Source organism: Parafilimonas terrae, assembly GCF_900115755.1.
GTDB classification, from domain to species: Bacteria; Bacteroidota; Bacteroidia; order Chitinophagales; family Chitinophagaceae; genus Parafilimonas; species Parafilimonas terrae.
In genome coordinates this window covers 93,344-114,280 of record NZ_FOXQ01000014.1, presented here as the reverse complement: position 1 = coordinate 114,280, position 20,937 = coordinate 93,344, and the positions used below count along the sequence as shown (strand labels likewise).

Genomic DNA, 20,937 nt, shown 5'->3' with positions numbered 1-20,937 from the left:
TGCTGCTGCAATTTTTATCACACACAAAAAAATTATTCAATCGAAATGAAAAGAATTTTAGCTCTTGGCGTCATCTTTTTTGTATCCGGCTTCGTTGTTTCCGCCCAGCAAAAAAAAGAAATGTTCCCTGCTGCCCGCATTGATAATTCGCTCGACAGCGCTGTTGTTAATTATAAAAAACAGCAACGTTCTATTACGTATGGCAGTGTTACCGTTGAAGGGAAAGCCATCAATTATGAAGCTGTTGCAGGCAGCCTCGTGTTTAAAAATGCGCAGGATACGCCCATTATCAGCATGTCTTATACGGCTTATTTTAAGCGGGATGATGATCCGGCACAGCGTCCGCTTACTTTTATTTATAATGGCGGGCCGGGCAGTTCCACTATCTGGCTGCACATGGGCGCCTGGGGCCCGCAAAGGGTTTATATAGCCGATACCGAAAGAACAAAAGCGCCTTACAAAACTGTGAATAATGATTATAGTTTATTGGATGCCAGCGACCTTGTTTTTATTGATGCGCCCGGCACCGGTTTTGGCCAGGTGATTACAAAAGATTTGGGCGGCGCCGGCAACAATAAAGACTTTTTTGGCATTGACCAGGACGGCCAGGCGTTTGCTTCCTTCATCACAAAATTCCTTTCAGATTATAACCGCTGGAATTCGCCTAAATATTTGTTTGGTGAAAGTTATGGCACTTTCCGTTCTGCTGTTGTGGCCAATATTCTTGGCTCGGATAAAGGTGTTGCGTTGAATGGCATTATCCTGTTATCACAGTTATTAACGTATGGAAATATGACAGAAATGACGCAGGAAAACCCCGGCGATGGCTTGCCTTTTGAGCTGGTGTTGCCTTCTTTTGCAGCCACGGCATGGTATCATCACAAGCTGCCAAATCAGCCGGCTAATCTTGAACCATTTTTGGCTGAAGTGGAAAATTTTGCGTTGACCGATTATGCCATAGCATTGAATAAAGGCGCTGCGCTTGATGCAGCACAATTTAACCAGGTGGCTGAAAAACTGCATCAATATACCGGCCTGCCGGTTGACTATATTAAAAAGGCCAACCTGCGTATTATAGGTCCGCAATTCGAACAAACATTATTGGGCGATTCCAGTAAAATCACCGGCCGTTTAGATTCGCGTTTTTCCGGTGCCGCCATTGATCCTTTAAGTGAATATGCGCAGTACGATCCTATGGATTCTTACATCGATGGCGCTTTTACGGCGACTTTTAATAACTATGTGCGCACTACTTTGAAATATGGCATTGGTATGAATTACAAAACCTTTGGCAATGTGCATCCCTGGGATTTCAAGCGCCGCGGCTTTGTTGGCTTTCCCAATGTAATGAACGATTTGGCGCAGGCGATGATCTATAACCCGGATATGAAAGTAATGCTGAATATGGGTTATTTTGATTTGGGCACACCTTATTTTGAAGGTATTTACGAAATGCAGCATTTGCCTATTCCTGTAGCATTGCAAAAGAATATTGAATATGCAAAATACCAGTCTGGTCACATGGTTTACCTGCATCCTGAATCGTTGAAGTTGTTGCATGATAATGTGGCGAAATTTATAAATGCGTCTCATTAGCCTGGATATTCTTAAATATTAATTTAATTGAACCACTAAGGCATGAAGGCTTCGTGTGCCTTTGTGGTTTAGTGCCTTAGTGGTTATTATACCCCCGGGTTCAATAATTACTACCGGTAATTCAAACTTTATCGCTTCCTTATCATTCACTAATTTTGCAACCCGTTTTGAATTTTTACTTTTGAATTTTTACTCTTTTAATTTATGATCAATATTACGTTACCGGATGGCGCTGTAAGACAATATGAAAGCGGCGTATCGCCATTGGATATAGCAAAGTCGATAAGCGAAGGTTTGGCCAGAAAGATAATCGCAGCTAATGTAAACGGTAAAACCTGGGATGCCACGCGGCCTATAACAGAAGATGCCGCCGTAAAACTATTGAAATGGGAAGACCCGGAAGGCCGCTCAACTTTCTGGCATTCTACGGCGCACTTAATGGCGGAAGCTGTTGAAAGCCTGTTTCCCGGTGTAAAGTTTTGGGTGGGCCCGCCGGTTGATAATGGTTTTTATTATGATATGGATTTGGGCGATAAAAAGATAACCGAAGAAGATTTGCGTGCTTTGGAAAAGAAGATGAATGAGCTGGCGAAGCAAAATAATCCATATATAAGAAAAGAAACGCCGAAGGCAGAAGCCGTTGCCTATTTCACTGAAAAAGGCGATGAATATAAACTTGATTTGTTGCAAAATTTAGAAGACGGCAACATTACTTTTTATACACAGGGCAATTTTACCGATCTCTGCCGCGGCCCGCATATACCTTCAACGGGTTTTATAAAAGCCATCAAACTTACTAATATTGCCGGCGCTTACTGGAAGGGCGATGAAAAGAATAAACAGCTTACCCGTTTGTACGGCATATCATTCCCCTCTCAAAAAGAGCTGGATGAATATTTGGCGATGCTGGAAGAAGCAAAAAAACGCGACCACCGCAAACTGGGTAAAGAACTGGGAATTTATACGATGGATGATGATGTTGGCCCGGGCCTGATTATGTGGATGCCCAATGGCACAGTTATCATTGAAGAACTGGAAAAACTGGCTAAAGAAACAGAAGCTGCTGCCGGTTACAAACGTGTGGTTACACCGCACATTGCCAAAGAAAGCATGTATCTCACCAGCGGGCATTTGCCGTATTATGCCGACAGCATGTACCCGCCCATGGAAATGGAAGGAGAGAAGTACTACCTCAAATCCATGAATTGCCCGCATCATCATAAAATTTATGCGGCAGAGCCAAAAAGTTACCGCGATTTACCGTATCGCGTCGCCGAATATGGCACCGTTTACCGCTATGAGCAAAGCGGCGAATTATTTGGTTTGATGCGTGTGCGCTGCCTGCACATGAACGATGCGCATATTTATTGCACCAAAGAACAGTTTGCAGATGAATTCCGTGCTGTGAATGATATGTACCTGAAGTATTTCAAAATTTTTGGTATTGATAAATATGTGATGCGCTTATCGCTTCACTCCAAAGAAAAGCTCGGTATTAAATATGTGAACGAGCCGGAGCTTTGGCAGGAAACCGAAGAAATGGTGCGCAATGTTTTGGTTGAATCTGGAATTCCTTTCGTGGAAGTGGCCGATGAAGCTGCTTTTTACGGCCCAAAAATTGACGTGCAGATTTACAGCGTAATTGGCCGTGAATTTACTTTGGCAACCAACCAGGTTGATTTTTCGCAGCCACGCAGTTTTAATCTTACTTACACAAAACCTGACAACACTTCTGATGTTCCGTTAATTATTCACCGGGCGCCGCTGGGCACACATGAACGTTTCATTGGGTTTTTATTAGAGCATTATGCAGGGAGATTGCCCCTGTGGTTGTCGCCGGTGCAGGTGAAAATACTGCCTATCAGCGATAAATTCCTTCCATATTCAAAAGAAGTTTTCACGCAGCTAATGAAAGCTGGCATAAGGGTTGAGACAGATGAACGCAGCGAAAAAATCGGCAAAAAAATCCGTGATGCTGAAATGGGGAAAGTGCCATATATGCTGGTTATTGGCGAAAGGGAAATGACGGAAAGAAAGCTGGCCATCAGGAAAAATAACAAGACTGAGCCTGAGCCGCAAACGATTGAAGAATTTATTAATTTACTGAAAGAAGAAATTGCAGAAAGAAAAGGATAGTCTATTTTTACAGGATATATTTTTCATTCATTAAAATTTAATTTTAATTATTCACGAAACAAATTTGAATGGCTTTACCTCAGAGAGGAAGATTTAATCCTCGTTTTAACAGGCAGCCCGAGCCTGAACATCGCATAAACGAAAGAATCCGGGTACCGCAGGTACGGTTGGTTGGAGACAACGTAACTGTGGGTATTTATCCTACACAGGAAGCGTTGCGCATAGCGCAGCAGCAGGAGCTTGACCTGGTTGAAATTTCACCAAACGCCGACCCACCCGTTTGTAAAGTAATCGACTACAAGAAATTTCTTTACGAGAAAAAGCGTAAGGAAAAAGAAATGAAGGCGAATGCCAAGCAAAGTGAAGTAAAGGAAATACGCTTTACGCCCGGCACCGACGATCACGACTTTGAATTTAAGACAAAGCATGCCGAGAAGTTTCTGAAAGAAGGCAATAAGGTAAAAGCTTATGTGCAGTTTAAAGGCCGCGCCATTATGTTTAAGGAGCGTGGCGAATTGCTTTTATTAAAGTTTGCAGAACGTCTTGGCGAAGTGGGTGTGCTGGAAGGCATGCCTAAAATGGAAGGCAAGAGAATGCTGGTGATATTTGCACCAAAACCGGTGAAGAAAAAAGCATAACGTTTATATAAATTTTAAATCGTGCAGTATGGAAAACATGCTGTACGATTTTTTATTGTACTTACCTGAACGTTAAATGTGATAGTGGCAAAAAAATAAAACCCGCCATTGCCGGCGGGTTTTATACAATTAAAGCAGTGAGTGGGTTGTTAACAGGCTATTTCTGCACAACTAATTGTACCGTTTGCCTGTTTCCTTTTTCATCAATAACTGTTACTATGTACATGCCATTGGCATACATGGAAACGTCCAGTGATTCGGAAGCCAGTTTGGATAAAGAGAGCTGTACTTTCTTCTGCAACAGCATTTTGCCCTGCATATTGCTTACGAGTATAGTTACAGTTCCGCTGTAGCCGGCAAGGGAAATATTAGCCATTCCTGATGCCGGGTTGGGCGAAATTTTCAATCCTTTATCAATTGATGGCGTTATGCTTGCTGCCCGATCATCTTCGATAGCCTGTACTTTTTTATCGTCATTATCAATAATAAGCCCTGATGCTGTTTTTCTGCCCAGGTGAGCATTTACCGGGTTGCTCAGCACCACGTTGAATTTTTCGGTTTTTTCCTTTACAGCATCGCCTTTAATGGATATAACAATGCGTTTAACCCTTTCTCCCGGAGCGAATACTACGGTGCCGTTTTTTGCTATGTAATCTGAACCAGCTTTAGCAGAATTATCCTGCGTAGTATAATCAACCCTTACTTCGCGGTCTGAAGGTTTGCCTAATCTTACTATGAACGGCATATTGGCATTCTTTGAATCCGGCTCCTTCTGAATCATATCATAAACAGATACGCCAACATTGTTGCCCGTGTCTGTGCCTTCATCAATTTCCCCATTGCAATTGTTGTCTTTACCATCGGCAATTTCAATTGCGCCCGGATAAACCTCAGCATCGTTGTCATCACAATCTGTATTATCAGCAACATAACCTGTTGGCTGTGCACATGCTTTTTGAGAAATGGAAGCATCGCCGTAACCATCACCGTCGGCATCTTTATACCATGTAACGCCGCCGTCTTCATCCGTTGAACCATCACAATCATTATCCTTTCCATCGCACAATTCAGGAGCGCCGGGATAGATTGAATTATCTGCATCGTTACAATCAGTATTGTCAGCAACATACCCTGTTGGCTGTGCACATGCTTTTTGTGAGATGGAAGCATCGCCGTAACCATCACCATCGGCATCTTTATACCATGTAATGCCGCCGTCTTCATCCGTTAAACCATCACAATCGTTATCCTTTCCATCGCACAATTCAGGAGCGCCGGGGTAGATTGAATTATCTGCATCATTACAATCTGTATTATCAGCAACATAACCTGTTGGCTGTGCACATGCTTTTTGAGAAATGGAAGCATTGCCGTAACCATCACCATCGGCATCTTTATACCATGTAACGCCGCCGTCTTCATCCGTTAAACCATCACAATCGTTATCCTTTCCATCGCACAATTCAGGAGCGCCTGGGTAGATGGAATTATCTGCATCGTTACAATCAGTATTATCAGCAACATACCCTGTTGGCTGTGCGCATGCTTTTTGAGAAATGGAAGCATCGCCATAGCCATCACCATCAGCATCTTTATACCATGTAACGCCGCCGTCTTCATCCGTTAAACCATCACAATCGTTATCCTTTCCATCGCACAATTCAGGAGCGCCGGGATAGATTGAATTATCTGCATCGTTACAATCAGTATTATCAGCAACATACCCTGTTGGCTGTGCGCATGCTTTTTGAGAAATGGAAGCATCGCCATAGCCATCACCATCAGCATCTTTATACCATGTAACGCCGCCGTCTTCATCTGTAAAACCATCACAATCGTTATCCTTTCCATCACACAATTCAGGAGCGCCGGGGTAGATTGAATTATCATCATCATTGCAATCTTTATTATTGCTTACATAACCAAAAGGCTGGGAACATGACATTTTGGTAACGCCCGGGTTGCCATAGCCGTCACCATCAGCATCGGCATAGAAGGTGAATTTTTCGGCATCCTCATCTATCTCTCCATCACCGTCGTTATCTATTCCATCACAAAGATCTTCTTCTTCCGGCGTGAATGTATTAAGGAATGAATAGCTTGAAAAATCAGAGCTGTAATAAGGGATAACTTTTATCCAGTAATCACCTTTCTTCAATCCGGTAAGGTCAACTTTGCGGTTAGCAACGGCTGCATAACTTGAATGAACGGGTGAAGCAGTTGTATCCTTATACAACCTGAACCAAAGGTTATCATAGCCACCTGTTTTCTTTTCTTCCTGTTTAACAGTAAAGCTGAGGTTGCCGTCTTTGCCTGTATAGTTTAATTTAAACCAGTCTGCGGTATCCCGCCTGCTATTATAGTAGAAACCTGCATGGCCACCTGTTGTTGCATTTGGTGTAACCACCTGGCCCTGGTTTGCATAGCCATTTGGTTCGGTGTCATTTTCAAAAGAATAATAAGTGACCGTATTGCTTAATGTGTACGGGCCAAATTCTGAGGTATAATAGGGGTTTACCCTTACATAATAAGTGCCGGCCTGTGCCCCATCAAACGTAACAGAGGTGCTGGTGGAGGAATAGGCAGATTTTAAAAGTGTGGTGCCATTATTATCAAACAAATAAACCCACTTATTCTGACCATTGTAAGACTGTAAATTAAGTGTGATAACACCATCTTTTAATGTTGTTAGTTTATACCAATCGGCTGTGTCTTTATAGTGATCGTAATAGTAGTTTACATATCCGGTTGTGCTGCCATTTAACGGTAAGGTAAGCGCCTGCGCCCTCGTATTATTTGGTTCAGAATCGTCTAACTGTTCCGGCGTAAACAAACTATCTTCCAGCGTATAAGGCGCAAACTCTGAAGTATAATAGGTCTTAACCTTTACGTAATAAGTGCCGGCAGCAAGGCCATCTTTATTTGCAACAACGGCAGAGCCTGAGGTGTAGCCTGCATCTAATTGTGTTGTACCATCATTATCATACAGGTAAGCCCATACGTTCTGGCCGTTGGCAGATGTGATTTTTAAACGTATCCTGCCGCCGCTGTTGGTTACCAGCTTATACCAGTCAGAACTGTCTTTCTTGTTATCATAATAGTAATTAATATGGCCTTTAACACCGTCATTCAATGGTAATGAAATTGCCTGTGCTTTTGAGTTATTAGGTTCAGTATCATTTTCATGTGTTGTAAACAGGCTGTCGTATAATGTATAAGGCGCAAATTCAGAGGTATAATAGGTCTTCACCTTTACGTAATAAGTGCCGGCAGCAAGGCCATCTTTATTTACTACAACCTTATTGCCTGATGTGTAACCGGCATCCAATTCCGTTATGCCATCTTTATCGTATAAATATGCCCAAACATTTTGTCCGTTGCCGGATTTAATTGTAAGGCGTATGCGGCCATCGTTGTTGGTTGTTAATTTATACCAGTCAGAACTGTCTCTTTTATTGTTATAATAATAATTTATATGGCCGGTTACACTGCTGTTTAATGGCAGCGTAAGCGACTGCGCTTTTAAATTGTTTGGCTCGGTATCATTTGCTTCTGTTGGTGTAAACAAGCTGTCAGATAAAGTATAGGGCGCAAAATCGTTTGTGTAGTATGGTTTGATTTTTATATAATAAATACCGGCAGCAAGGCCATCTTTATTAACCACAACCGCATTCCCGGATGTATAACCGGCATCCAATTGAGTAGTTCCATCATTATCATATAAATAAGCCCATACGTTCTTGCCATTGGCAGAAGATATAGTTAAGCGAATACGCCCGTTTTCGGTTGTGGTTAATTTATACCAGTCTGATGAATCTCTTTTATTGTTATAATAATAATTTATATGGCCTGTTACGCTGCTATTCAGCGGCAGTATAATAGCTGCAGCCCTGGAATCATTAGGTTCTGTATCATTTACCTGGCCGGGCTTAGTTAAAGTATTTGAAACAGTATAAGCAGGCATGTGCTTGCTGTAGTACGGATAAAGTTTTAAATAATACGTGCCTTTTGCAAGCCCGTCCTGCGAAACTGTTGCAGTGGTTGCAGTATAGCCCTCTGTTAAAAGCGTGGTGCCATCATTATCATATATCTGGCACCATATATTTTCACTGTTGGAAACGGTAATAGTAATATTCAGTTTGCCATCGCTGTTGGTAGTTACCTTCCACCAATCTATATCGGTAGCAGAGCCGATGGCGCCTGAATTGCTCCCGCCCAGGGCAAGCGTGTTTGCCTGCGCTTTTGTATCGTTAGGCTCGCTTTCTGCGGCCATACTGTTTTTCATACAGAGTAATGCAAGAAAAAAGAGTAGAAGTCTCATACGTTTCATAAAGCATGGTTGTTTTGAATGAATAAAGTTTTAGACCATGCAAAAATTTATTAAATCATTAACCCCTGAAATACTCAATTTGTAGTACGCACTAATGATAACAATATGGAAATATTTGAAGTTTAAGGTGCATCCTGTAATTTGGCTACGTAACTGTTAACAGGAAAAATTATGAAACGATTATTGCTTTGTTTTTCAAGTGTGCTTATTAAAGTGGCATTAATTGCCCAGTCTGATAATATACCCACACTGCAATGGCGGCCGGTGTATCATTTCACGCCTGATAAAAACTGGACAAACGATCCTAATGGTTTGCTTTATCTCAACGGCGAATATCATCTGTATAATCAGCAGAACCCATTTGAAAATTTCTGGGGGCACATGAGCTGGGGCCATGCCGTGAGCACCGATCTTATTCACTGGAAGCATTTGCCCATAGCTATTCCTGAAAAAATAAAAGATAGCGATACCACCTGGATATTTTCGGGCAGCGCTGTTTGGGATAAAAACAATACCAGCGGCTTTTGCAAAAACGGCGGATGCGTGGTGGCTATTTACACAGCGCACAGCCCTAACAGGCGCAATGAATCACAATACATAGCTTACAGCAATGATGGTGGCAAAACGTTTGTGAATTATGAAAAAAATCCTGTTGTTGATTTAAACAGGCTCGACTTCAGAGACCCCAATGTTTTCTGGTATGAACCGGGAAAATTTTGGTTAATGACAGTAGTGGTGCCCGATATGCATAAAGCGCAATTTTACAGTTCTCCTAATTTAAAAGACTGGACATTGCTGAGCGAATTCGGGCCGCAGGGTTATACCGGCGCCAATTGGGAATGCCCTTTCTTAATTCAGTTGCCGGTTGAAGGAACGAATGTAAAAAAATGGGTTTTGGGCATATCGGCGGCAGGTGGCGAACGCGGCGTATTTGAACAATATTTTGTGGGCGATTTTGATGGTAAGGAATTTAAGAATGATAATGCTGCAGACAAAGTATTGCCACTTGACTATGGCGACACCTATTATGCCGCCATTCCCTGGAATAATGTGCCTGGCGATAAAAAGATTTATATTGGCTGGATGATCCCCAATACGCAACCTACATGGCCATGGCGCGGGCAAATGTCAATACCAAGAGATTTGAGTTTAAAGCAAACACCGGAAGGTTACCGGCTCATTCAAAAACCATCATCTGTTATTACAAAGAGCCTTGATAAGCTTTCCGATAATGTTGTTTCTGTTGCAAACCTGGAATTAAATAATGAAGAAATAAATCCTGATAAGGCTGGTAAAATAAAGGGTAATGCTTACTGGCTCGACGCTGAACTGAATGTAAAACCCAATGCTGTAGCGGGTTTCAGGATAGCGCAGCAAAAAGATGAAGGCGGAAAAGTGATTAATGAAACAGTAATCAGTTATAATAGTTCAACCCGCCAGCTAACTGTTGACCGGACAAATGCCGGCGGTAAATTAAATGAGCATGCACTTAAGAGGACAATCGATATAGAAGGCAATAGCAACGCTGTTAAATTAACCATACTGTTAGATAAATCTTCACTGGAGGTTTTTGTGAATGATGGTGAAGCAGCTTTAACTACTTATATTTATCCCGGTGAACACGCTGATAACATTACAGCTTTTGCAGCAGGCGGAAGCGCTGAAATAAAAAATATAAAGATCAGGGATTTGTCAAATCGTGGGAAATAAGAACCTGCTTTTGCTATATATGATTATGATTTCATGCCTGCTTAAAAATCAATATGAGGAAACTTATGCTTAAAAGAATTTTTACTTTTTTAATTGCCTGCAGCATTGGTTATTTTTCGTTTGCACAGCCATCGAAAAATATTGCACCGTTCAAAATAACATTAACCAACGGTAATATGTTTACTTACCAGGGATTAAAACAGAATACGCCAACGGTACTTGTTTATTTTTCTCCCACCTGCGATCATTGCAAACATTTTATGGATGCATTGATGCGCCAGGAAAGCCAGTTGAAGAATAAACAAATTATAATGATAACTTATCAGCCTGTGAATGAAATAAAAACGTTTGACCAGGCTTATAATGTAGCAACAAAGCCTTATTTTAAAATAGGAACAGAAGGACTCACATTTATTGTGCAGAAATATTATAACATTCAGAAATTTCCTTACATCGTTCTTTACGATAAGCAATTGAAAGAAGTGAAAAAATTGTCGCCCACAGAAGATCCTGATGTATTGGCAAAAGAGGTAAGTAGTTTCGACCCGCATTAGTAAATGTTGGCAAATATTTCTTGCGCTTTTGATTAGTTTATTAGTTTAAACTAAAATGCCCGCAGCGGTTAATTCCTTTCTCAGTTTGCCTTCCAGTTCTTCAACAGATTCATGGTATTCCAGTGTAATTACGCCACCAAGATCGGAAGGCAACTGCAATTGTTTTTGTTTTATAATGCAAACCCTCGACCTGCCAAAGCGCCCGCAAAACCAGCCCATTTCAAACAATACATTTGGCCTTGCCTGAAAATATTTTGTGTTTTTATTCTTAATAATATCATCAGGTGAGAGAACAGCAATCGCATAACCGCAGAACCTTGCCATTTCTTCAAACTTTTCTATTACAGAATCCCCAAGGTTTGCCTCATCTTTTAATACAACCACATCAAGTTCAAATTCATCTTCAAGCATGTTTTCCAGCAGGCGTAAATTACCTTCATCGTGGCCGTGTATAATAAAAACTTTCCTTGCCAATGGCGGCAAAAAACTTATTGTTTTCTGTTCATTCAGCAGCCGTTCAATAGTGTTCTCATATATCCCGGCCTGTTGCGTAAAAGATTCACGTAAAGCAATTATTGCAGGCACATTAATAAAGTCAAGCTCTTCAATTTTTTTCCAGGTTGCCACTGTTTGTTTCAACACTTCCGGTTCTGATACAAATTTGCCCTGTTTCCTGTCTATTTGCATCTGCAGTGCTAATCCCAGGCCTTCTATAAACAGTTCAAATATTTTAAATAAATAACCTAATAATATTTTCTTTTCATTTTCATCTTCATACTGCGGAACAAGCTGCTGCATCAAGCCAAAACCACTCCTGCATGTTGAAAGTGCATTTTTATATTGCTCCACCGCTTTCTCTATTTTGGCCTCGGCCTGGTATAATGTCATTTTCAATAAGGCGGCAACTAATTCTATGTAATTCACCTGGCCTTCTGCAATCAACCTGAAATTGTTTTCAACCGCAGGGGATAATTTTTTAAATGCTGTTCTGGCCTGCATGAGAGCCTGGTCAGTTCTTGCTTTATCCTGAAACTGGATAGTTACCATTGCGGTAGAAAAGGCTTCGTCAATAGCCTGCAGGTAATCAAGGTCACCCGGCGGTTTATATGTTGTCATAGGTATATCAGGCATTAGAAATGATTTTCCTACTAAAGTACAACCTTCTATGTTGCAATTATTATAGCAGGTGCAGGTTTCGGCTTAAATTTCTTCTATTTACAATACAATTGTAATTTCATCCCCAATATAATTGTATGAACCGCATTGACCGTTTATCAGCCATACTTATACAATTACAATCAAAACGATTGGTAAAGGCGCAGCATATTGCCGATAAATTCAGCATAAGCCTGCGCACGGTTTACCGCGATATACATGCTTTGCAGGAATCCGGCGTGCCCATTATTGGGGAAGCGGGCACAGGTTATAGTTTAATGGAAGGATATAAACTGCCGCCGGTAATGTTTACGCAGGATGAAACATCGGCGCTGCTTACTGCCGCCAAGCTCATGCAATCAAAAACAGATAAAAATTCAGCACGCCATTATAATGCAGCGTTGGATAAAATAAAGGCAGTATTAAGGTTTGCAGAAAAAGATCATATTGAAGAAATTGATGATCACGTTGCAGTATTGGAACACCCGGCCTTTAAGCGCGAAAAGCCTGAAGAATTACATCTTCAGTCTATATTAAAAGCTGTGGCGGCCAAAGCCGTTCTGGAGATAACTTACAGCGCTATTGAAGGCAATAAATTAACACGCAGAAAAGTAGAGCCGGTGGGTATTTACAACCTTGGCAATAACTGGCACCTCGTGGCTTTTTGCAGGCTGCGGAATGACTATCGCAACTTTCGCACAGACCGCATAGAGAAACTTATTTTCACAGAAGAAACGTTTGGGCAAACGCATCCTTCATTGCAGGAATTTATGCGGCGGATGTCGCATGAGTGCGAGCTCACGAAAGTGGTGATAGAAGCGGAAAGCAGCATCTTTAAATACTTTGGCCAGGAAAAATATTATCATGGTTTTGTGAAAGAAGAATTTGAAGAAGATATAGTGCGCATGACTTTTTTAAGCAGCTCACTCATGGGTTTTGCAAGATGGTTTATGATGTTTGGCGACCATGCAAAAATTATAGAACCAGTAGAGCTAAATGATGTGGTTTTAAATATCGGCGAAAATATTTTGAAAAAAATTGAACAAAGCCAAATGCTGCTGACATAGGGCTGTCACAACTCCGCAGTTATTTTGTGTATTAAAACAAAATAACTATGACATTCATCGAATTTTTTAAGCAACAGTTTATTGAAGAAGGCGCCACTACCCGCAAAATGCTTTCACGCGTTCCTGAAAATAAATGGGATTACAAGCCGCATGAAAAAAGCATGAGCATGAAGCAGCTCACAGAACATTTAGCCGATTTGCCGGCCTGGATTTCGATGGTGATTAAAACTGATGAGCTCGATTTTGAAAAGCCTTATGAGAATCCCAGGGTTAGCAATACAAAAGAATTGCTGGCAGCTTTTGAAAAAAGTTATAATGATGGCCTTGCTGCATTAACACCCGGAGCTGAAGCACTGCTGGATAAGCCGTGGACGCTAAGAAGCGGCGCGAAAATATTCAGTACAGATCCAAAGATTGATGTAATAAGAATGGCATTAAGCCAGCAAATACATCACCGCGCACAATTGGGCGTTTATTTAAGGTTATTGAATATTCCAATACCCGGCAGCTACGGCCCGAGCGCCGACGAGAATAATTTTATGTAATAAAGTTTCCCGCAGGCAATCTTATTTATAAAAATTGCCTGTGGGGATTTTTTTCGTAACAAGCCAATATCGTTGTGGCAGCACGGTTGTGTCACTCCCTTGTACTGAATTTTTTCATGGCAGCAATGGCCTTCTATTTATTCCTGTTGTTTTATTACACAGGTAAATAATTGTTCCGGTTGCCAATAATAAACCGGCATTTTCCAATCAATAAAGCATTTGTTATATGATGCCCCATTATTTATTCACCATTTTCTTTAAACTGATAAAGCTGCTGTGCAAAGCAATAGCGGGCTTTTTTAATTGCCACGCAGGCTGCTCCAGTTGTTGTAACTGTTACTAAACATTTCTCCTTTAGTTTTGCATTTATGAGCAGGTACGATGTTTTTATTATAGGCGGCGGCCCAATAGGTTTGGCATGTGGTATAGCAGCGCAAAAAGCAAATCTTAATTATATTATTGTTGAAAAAGGATGTTTGGTAAACAGCTTATACAATTATCCTGTAAACATGACTTTTTTCTCCACCTCTGAAAGGCTGGAAATTGGCAATGTGCCGTTTATGAGTTTAAACCCAAAGCCAAAGCGTGCAGAAGCGCTGGAATATTACAGGCGCGTGGCAAAAGATAAGCAACTTAACATACATCTTTTTGAAAAAGTGGAATCGGTTCAGCGCATTGATGACAAGACTTATGAAATACGAACCACCAAACAAAATTATATAAGTACTAATATAATTGTGGCAACGGGATTTTACGACATCCCGCAGTTGCTGCATGTGCCGGGTGAAGATTTGCCAAAAGTTAAACACTATTATGATGATCCGCACTATTATGCATTTCAAAAAGTGATTGTTGTAGGCGCCAGCAATTCTTCTGTAGATGCGGCATTGGAAACCTGGCGCAAAGGCGCTGAGGTAACAATGGTAATAAGAAAAGATACTATTGGAAAAAGTGTAAAATATTGGGTAAAGCCCGATATTGAAAACCGCATTAAAGAAGGCAGTATTAAAGCCTGTTTTAATTCAAACATTACAGCTGTTCACGAACGCACGGTAGATATACAAACGCCTGATGGCATGGTTACCCTTGAGAACGATTTTGTGCTGGCATTAACCGGTTATCACCCGGATTTTAATTTGCTTAAAAGCTTGCACATTACTTTGTCGGGCGACGAAAAGCAATGCCCTTTATATGATGGCGAAACTATGGAAACCAACCAGCGGGGCATTTACCTTGCCGGTGTTGTTTGCGGCGGCTTTGATACGCATAAACTCTTTATAGAAAATTCAAGGGTGCATGCAGAAATGATAATTAGCGATATAAAGAAAAAAATATAAACTGCGGCTAAACATCTTCGTGCCTTAGTGGTTCAAAAAAACCAAACCACTAAGGCGCGAAGGCCCAAAGTATCACTAAGTTCACCAGCCAATTCCATAATCTTCCCCATTGTTGGAAGAACCTCCCCAGAAGCTGCCATGCTTCCAGTCAAAATAAATAGCATTGATCGGCCCGCTTGTGCGCTCACCGATAGTTAATCTATAACCCATTTTACGCAAAGCGCTTCGCACATAATCGGGTGTATCAGAATTCACAAGTATGCTGCCGGGATGTGGCTGCCTGTCTTTAATTTGTTCACCGCCTAAAGAAAGCCACAACTGGTCGCTGTTGATGTTCGAAGCTTCAACGGCTTCCTGTATCGTCATACCAAATTCTACCACATTTAAGAAACACTGCAATAAATTTTGTTCCTGCGTATCGCCACCCTGCACTGCAAAAGCCATAAAAGGTTTGCCATCTTTCATAGCCAGTGTGGGTGTGAGTGTAACACGTGGCCTTTTGCCAGGCTCAATCACATTAAACGGATCGAGCGCAGTGTCTAACACAAAACTTTGCAGGCGCTGGCTCATGCCCACGCCCGTATGCCCGGCTATACATGCCGGAAGCCATCCGCCGCTTGGCGTAACAGAAACAACCCATCCATCTTTATCTGCTGCTTCCACCGAAGTAGTGCCGCGCCATAAACGGTCCATGTAAGCAGAATCAGGCGTGCCGGTATTGCGAACAACATCTTTTTGCTGCATGGCGTTTATTTGTGTCGCATCATGTTTTGGAATAGCGCCGGGAATAGTTTTATTGGTTGAATCAATTGTAAAGCCCCTTTGTTTTAAAATATTTGTGTAAGGATTAGTTTTGCCTTCAAAAGGGTAGGGGTCGCCGGGGCCAATATCCGGATTGCTTTTATCTGAGTTAATTAACGCCGCTCTTTGCCTGGCATACGTTTTATCTAATAAACCTTTCATCGGTTCTTCAGGTAGGAAATATGGATCGCCATAATAAAAATCCCGGTCAGCGAAAGCCAGGCTCATTACCTGGTATAAAGTATTCATATACCGGGCGGAATTATAGCCCATACTCTTCAGGTCCAAATTCTCCAGTATATTCAAAGCCTGCAGCATGGAAGGGCCTTGTGTCCACTGCTGCAGTTTATATACTTCAATGCCTTTATAATTTACGTGCAACGGTTCTTCCTCAACGGGTTTCCATTTGGCTAAATCCTGCATTGTAATCAATCCGCCCTGTTCCTGTGCGCCACGCACAAATTCTTTCGCAATATCACCTTTATAAAAACGGTCGTATGCGGCATAAATAGCATCTTTCCGGTTCTTTTTATTTTCTAATGCCTGCTGTTCTTCCTCCACCATTTTGGTTAATGTTTCCAATAAATCTTTCTGCACAAAAATTTCACCAGGCTCAGGCGCTTCCCGCTGCTGTCCTTCATGCGGTAAAAAAACGGCTTTACTATACGGCCATTGTTTTATCATTTTTTTGCCCCGTTCCATGCTATTGGCAGTTTGTGCTTCTATGGGATAGCCTGCTGCCAGTTGCATGGCAGGCGCCAACACCTGTTTTAAGCTCATCGTTCCATATTCCGCCAGCATATAACAAATGCCGCCGGGCGTGCCGGGCGTAACCGCAGCCAGTGGCCCGTATTCGGGCGGAAAAGCCATGCCTTTACTCTTAAAGAAATCAACGGTAGCACCTGTTGGTGCAACACCCAATGCATTTATAGCAATTACTTTTTTTGTGTTGGGATTATAGATGAGCGCCTGTGTCTCTCCTCCCCAGCTCAGCACATCCCACATGGTGCAGGTGGCAGCTATCATGGCGCAGGCAGCATCCACCGCATTGCCGCCCTGCTGAAAAATCATTGCGCCGGCTTCTGCCGCCAATGGCTTCCCCGTTATTGCCATCCAGTTTTTTCCATGCAGCGGGGGTTTCTGTGTGTACTGGCTGAAAATAATGGCTGGCAGGAAAAGCATAATAAGCAGGGTAATGTATGGCTTCATATAATGTTGATTTGCTTAAAGATAAAAATCAATTCATAAACAATTATAAAATTGAAGAGAGTAGTGAGTTGGGGAGGTTTAAAAAAAGTCTGAGCGGAGCCGAAGACTTTGCTATTGAGCGAAGTCGAAATAGAATTTAGTACTGTTTTTAATAAGTATGCTCAATGTGTTACGGGATTTAATGCAAAATTTTATAATTCAATACAGTGGAAAAATGTTAGCGCTTCAGTTTCAATTAGAAACGAAAAGGTGTAATATTTTTTTTATCAAACGGAAGAAATGTTTTAAAATTACAAGAGAATAGAGTACCGGAACGAAGTGCCATAAAAACTATGATAAAAGCCCCGGTCCAATACCTGTTCTTTGGCCTTTGCTAACTAAAAAAGCCCCGTAAAAAGGCGGGGCTTTATAAGCCCGGTGAAAATTGTTTACCTTTAAATCAAAACCTCCCTGCCATCCCATCCTTAAAATTTAATTAAATACTGTATTGCAGCTATTAAAAATCTATCAGATAATTCTTTGTAATACATTGATATTCAATTAAATGAAGCTAATCGCCAGCACAGCTTTTTGCAATAAGCCAAATTGTCTCCTCCATATACTTCAAACCACTATCTTTGCCGCTCTCAAAAAAATTGTAAATACGTTTTAATTATGCAACTGAAAGGATTGGTGCGTTTTTTTGCGCTTGCTCTTATACTAATTTGCTTGTACCAATTGTCTTTTACCTGGATTGTTCGCAGCTACGAATCTTCAATGCGTGATAAGGCTGGATTGTGGGTGAAGGCTATGTATCCCCAAACTACTGATAAAGACAGCATAGACCTGCTGCAAAAACAAAGGCTTCAGCATGTGCTGGACAGTACTAAAGATACCAAAATAGGCCCTTTTGGTTTTACCACTTACCAGGCGGCTAAGGAAAAAGAATTGATGCTTGGCCTTGATTTGCAGGGCGGTATGAGTGTTACAATGGAAGTAGGCCTTGATGGTTTAATAAAATCGCTGGCAAACTACACTAAAGACCAAACATTTAATAAGGCACTGGATGCGGCCGTGGCTAAAAAAGCAACCTCGGGTGCAGACCTTATTACACTTTTCTCAAATGAATTTAAAAATGTAAGTGCCGGCGCTAAGCTTGCTCCTTATTTCGTTACACGCAGCAACGGTAAAATAAATTATGATGCTTCAAACGATGCGGTTATCTCGTACCTGAGGGACCAGGCTAAAAGCGCATTTACCAATACCACTAATATTTTAACCCAACGTATTGACAGGTTTGGCGTGGCTTCGCCTAATATTAATCCCGATCCTCAAAAAGGTATTATCAATATCGAGCTGGCGGGTATTAACGACCCTGAAAGGGTAAGGCATTATCTTCAGTCAACTGCCAACCTCCAGTTTTTTGAAGTATATAATATTAATGATGTTGGTGAAGGCATTCTTTCTGCAGAAAAATCGCTGGCTGATTATCTTAAAGGAATAAACCCTGCGGATAGTTCAAATAAGGCCGCAGATACAGCTAAAGCAATTGCTGATACAACCAATAAAAACACGGCTGCTGTAACCAGCCATGACACAAATGCTATTGCTGGTTTTAATAATGCCCAAACAGCAAAACCTGAAACGGGTGCAGCTGCCGGTAATGTTGATTCGCTGGCTATTATGCGTAAAGAAATGCCTTTACGTACGATGGTGCAGTTTGCGCAGCCACAGCAGGACCAGGCAACCGGTAAAGTGCAATACCCGGCCAACGTTGGTTATGTTGCCATTGCCGATACAGCTACCCTGAACGATTATCTTGCTTTAAACTTTGTAAAAAACAAGTTCCCTTCCAATTTAAAATTTGTTTATGGCAAACCTGAAAATGGAGGCACGGATGCCACTGCCAAAAACTTTGTGGTATTGTATGCCATTAAAACTTTGGATAATGGCACCGCAGAACTGGAAGGGGAGCATGTGAGTGATGCAAGGGCTGATTACGATGAACGTGGCAGGCCTGCTATTAAAATGACTATGGATGCAACCGGTACACGCATTTGGGCAAGGATGACGGAAAGAAATTCTCCGCAAAAAAATGGCGGCGTTTCAAAACCTATTGCTATTGTATTAGATAATATTGTTTACAGCGCCCCGTTTGTAAATGGCCCCATTCCAAACGGCTCTTCTGAAATTTCGGGTAATTTCAGTGTGAATGAAGCGCAGGACCTTGCAGACATTTTAAAATCCGGTAAGTTACCGGCTCCTGCAAAAATTGTTGCAGAGCAGCAAATTGGCCCCACACTTGGCCAGGATGCAGTAAACGGTGGCTTAATGTCGTTTGCTATATCTTTCCTTGTGATTTTTGCCCTGATGCTTATTTATTATAATACGGGTGGCTGGGTAGCAAATATTGCTTTGATATTAAACCTGCTGTTTACGATAGGCATTTTGAGTGCGCTTGGATTTACACTAACAGCGCCGGGCATAGCGGCATTGGTATTAACAGTAGGTTTGGCTGTAGATACCAACGTAATCATTTTTGAAAGAATAAAAGAAGAGCTCACCAAGGGCAAGAGCTATATACTGGCTGTGCATGATGGTTACAGGCGTTCTTATGCACCGGTAATTGATGCACACGTAACCACTTTGCTTACCGCCATCATCCTGTTCATATTTGGATTAGGCCCGATATTGGGTTTCGCCACTACACAGATTTTGGGTATTTTACTGTCTTTATTCTGCGGTATTTTAATTTCCCGCCTGATAACAGATTTCTATACCAATAAGCAAAGGCACTTTAAATACTTCACCGGTATCTCCAACAGGGTATTCAAGCACACAGAATTTAAATTCACTAAGTACAGGAAAGTGGCTTACGGCATTTCTGTGATCGTACTTATACTGGGTGTTGCTTCATTATTTCATGGTTTTGAGGAAGGCGTAGAATTTAAAGGTGGCCGCAGCTATACCATTAAATTTGATAAAGCCTACAATACAACAGAAGTTGCAGATGCGCTTAAAACTGTATTTGATGATTACCCGGTTATAAAAACAGTGGGTACGCCTGAACAATTAAATATTACAACGGCTTATCTCATTAATCAAACCGGGCAAAATGTTGACTCTACCGTAGAAAGAACATTATTTGCAGGGTTGCAGAAATTCCTTCCCGAAGGCACATCATACAGTACTTTCCAGTCAACCTATAAACTGGCTTCGCAGAAAGTGCTTCCTTCTATTTCAGACGACCTGAAATCAGGTGCACAAAAGGCAACGATTATTTCAATCATTATCATTTGTCTTTACATATTCATGCGCTTCCGCGACTGGAGATTTTCTCTCGGTACAATTGTATCATTACTGCACGACGTATTTGTTACACTTGCTGTTTTCAGCTTCCTGGGAGATATAATGCCATTCCCGCTTGAAATTGATCAGCATTTTATTGCGGCAATATTAACGGTGATTGGTTTCTCCATGAACGATACGGTTATTGTATATGACCGTATTCGTGAAGACTCAAGGCTGATGAAAGGAGAAAGCAGGGAAACGATTATTAATCGTGCCATCAATCAAACATTAAGCAGAACGATCATGACTTCGCTTACCGTATTCCTCACTATTTTAATCCTGTTCATATTTGGTGGTGAGGTTACAAGAGGGTTTGCTTTTGCTATGCTGATTGGTGTGGTTACGGGTACATATTCTTCCATATTTGTTGCGGCGCCTATTCTCATCGACTTTGGCAAAAACAAGCCTTTGGGTGCTGTTACCGAAGTGAAAAACGAGGAAATAAAAAGGGCAGAAGCAAAAAGATTATAAGCTTAATTTATAAATAAAAGAGCAGCCTGTTAAGGCTGCTTTTTTATTTGTGTTTATG

Annotated in this window: 12 protein-coding genes; 9 read left to right on the top strand and 3 right to left on the bottom strand. The window is 41.4% G+C overall.

Annotated features, from left to right (window positions below; all coding sequences use genetic code 11):
* Positions 1-45: 45 nt before the first annotated feature.
* The 3 genes from BM015_RS18450 (at position 46) to infC (ending at position 4,370) form a co-directional block, all read left to right on the top strand.
* Positions 46-1,596 (top strand): S10 family peptidase, encoded by a 1,551-nt coding sequence (locus BM015_RS18450; RefSeq protein WP_090662292.1) that lies wholly within the window; start codon positions 46-48, stop codon positions 1,594-1,596.
* Between the two features lie 204 nt (positions 1,597-1,800).
* Positions 1,801-3,732 carry a threonine--tRNA ligase gene (gene thrS, locus BM015_RS18445; protein WP_090662290.1) on the top strand — a complete coding sequence of 644 codons (1,932 nt, stop codon included), beginning with the start codon at positions 1,801-1,803 and terminating at the stop codon, positions 3,730-3,732.
* Between the two features lie 68 nt (positions 3,733-3,800).
* Positions 3,801-4,370 (top strand): translation initiation factor IF-3, encoded by a 570-nt coding sequence (infC, locus tag BM015_RS18440; protein ID WP_090662288.1) that lies wholly within the window; start codon positions 3,801-3,803, stop codon positions 4,368-4,370.
* 157 nt (positions 4,371-4,527) lie between these two features.
* On the opposite strand, the gene BM015_RS18435 is transcribed toward infC, so the two are convergent.
* A complete protein-coding gene (locus tag BM015_RS18435; protein WP_090662286.1) occupies positions 4,528-8,700 on the bottom strand; it encodes a MopE-related protein in 4,173 nt (1,390 codons plus the stop codon).
* Between the two features lie 171 nt (positions 8,701-8,871).
* On the opposite strand from BM015_RS18435, the gene BM015_RS18430 reads away from it, so the two are divergent.
* Together BM015_RS18430 and BM015_RS18425 are read left to right on the top strand one after the other, a co-directional pair.
* Positions 8,872-10,410 (top strand): glycoside hydrolase family 32 protein, encoded by a 1,539-nt coding sequence (locus BM015_RS18430; protein ID WP_090662284.1) that lies wholly within the window; start codon positions 8,872-8,874, stop codon positions 10,408-10,410.
* Between the two features lie 65 nt (positions 10,411-10,475).
* Positions 10,476-10,964 carry a TlpA family protein disulfide reductase gene (locus tag BM015_RS18425; RefSeq protein ID WP_177191956.1) on the top strand — a complete coding sequence of 163 codons (489 nt, stop codon included), beginning with the start codon at positions 10,476-10,478 and terminating at the stop codon, positions 10,962-10,964.
* A gap of 45 nt (positions 10,965-11,009) precedes the next feature.
* Here the strand turns inward: BM015_RS18425 and BM015_RS18420 are convergent, their stop codons facing one another.
* The gene (locus BM015_RS18420) at positions 11,010-12,095 is read right to left on the bottom strand and encodes a TIR domain-containing protein (RefSeq protein WP_090662279.1); all 1,086 of its coding nucleotides are present in this window, start codon (positions 12,093-12,095) and stop codon (positions 11,010-11,012) included.
* 122 nt (positions 12,096-12,217) lie between these two features.
* On the opposite strand from BM015_RS18420, the gene BM015_RS18415 reads away from it, so the two are divergent.
* The 3 genes from BM015_RS18415 to BM015_RS18405 all read left to right on the top strand — a co-directional run bounded on the left by BM015_RS18415 (position 12,218) and on the right by BM015_RS18405 (position 15,068).
* Positions 12,218-13,186, top strand: coding sequence for a helix-turn-helix transcriptional regulator (locus tag BM015_RS18415; protein WP_090662277.1), 969 nt, complete (start codon positions 12,218-12,220; stop codon positions 13,184-13,186).
* Positions 13,187-13,233: 47 nt separating this feature from the next.
* Positions 13,234-13,731 carry a DinB family protein gene (locus tag BM015_RS18410; protein ID WP_090662275.1) on the top strand — a complete coding sequence of 166 codons (498 nt, stop codon included), beginning with the start codon at positions 13,234-13,236 and terminating at the stop codon, positions 13,729-13,731.
* 368 nt (positions 13,732-14,099) lie between these two features.
* Positions 14,100-15,068: a YpdA family putative bacillithiol disulfide reductase gene (locus tag BM015_RS18405; RefSeq protein WP_090662273.1), complete on the top strand. Its 969-nt coding sequence runs from the start codon at positions 14,100-14,102 to the stop codon at positions 15,066-15,068.
* 81 nt (positions 15,069-15,149) lie between these two features.
* Here the strand turns inward: BM015_RS18405 and BM015_RS18400 are convergent, their stop codons facing one another.
* Positions 15,150-17,078, bottom strand: a complete 1,929-nt coding sequence (locus BM015_RS18400) for a gamma-glutamyltransferase family protein (RefSeq protein ID WP_090662270.1) — start codon at positions 17,076-17,078, stop codon at positions 15,150-15,152.
* A 654-nt stretch (positions 17,079-17,732) separates the two neighbouring features.
* Here BM015_RS18400 and secDF point away from each other — a divergent pair.
* Positions 17,733-20,879 carry a protein translocase subunit SecDF gene (gene secDF / locus BM015_RS18395; protein ID WP_090662267.1) on the top strand — a complete coding sequence of 1,049 codons (3,147 nt, stop codon included), beginning with the start codon at positions 17,733-17,735 and terminating at the stop codon, positions 20,877-20,879.
* Positions 20,880-20,937 lie beyond the last annotated feature (58 nt).

Coding starts and splice junctions, on each gene's coding strand:
- BM015_RS18425 (WP_177191956.1), top strand. CDS start 10,476: ATGCTTAAAAGAATTTTTACTTTTTTAATTGCCTGCAGCATTGGTTAT.
- infC (WP_090662288.1), top strand. CDS start 3,801: ATGGCTTTACCTCAGAGAGGAAGATTTAATCCTCGTTTTAACAGGCAG.
- BM015_RS18430 (WP_090662284.1), top strand. CDS start 8,872: ATGAAACGATTATTGCTTTGTTTTTCAAGTGTGCTTATTAAAGTGGCA.
- thrS (WP_090662290.1), top strand. CDS start 1,801: ATGATCAATATTACGTTACCGGATGGCGCTGTAAGACAATATGAAAGC.
- secDF (WP_090662267.1), top strand. CDS start 17,733: ATGCAACTGAAAGGATTGGTGCGTTTTTTTGCGCTTGCTCTTATACTA.
- BM015_RS18415 (WP_090662277.1), top strand. CDS start 12,218: ATGAACCGCATTGACCGTTTATCAGCCATACTTATACAATTACAATCA.
- BM015_RS18435 (WP_090662286.1), bottom strand. CDS start 8,700: ATGAAACGTATGAGACTTCTACTCTTTTTTCTTGCATTACTCTGTATG.
- BM015_RS18410 (WP_090662275.1), top strand. CDS start 13,234: ATGACATTCATCGAATTTTTTAAGCAACAGTTTATTGAAGAAGGCGCC.
- BM015_RS18405 (WP_090662273.1), top strand. CDS start 14,100: ATGAGCAGGTACGATGTTTTTATTATAGGCGGCGGCCCAATAGGTTTG.
- BM015_RS18400 (WP_090662270.1), bottom strand. CDS start 17,078: ATGAAGCCATACATTACCCTGCTTATTATGCTTTTCCTGCCAGCCATT.
- BM015_RS18420 (WP_090662279.1), bottom strand. CDS start 12,095: ATGCCTGATATACCTATGACAACATATAAACCGCCGGGTGACCTTGAT.
- BM015_RS18450 (WP_090662292.1), top strand. CDS start 46: ATGAAAAGAATTTTAGCTCTTGGCGTCATCTTTTTTGTATCCGGCTTC.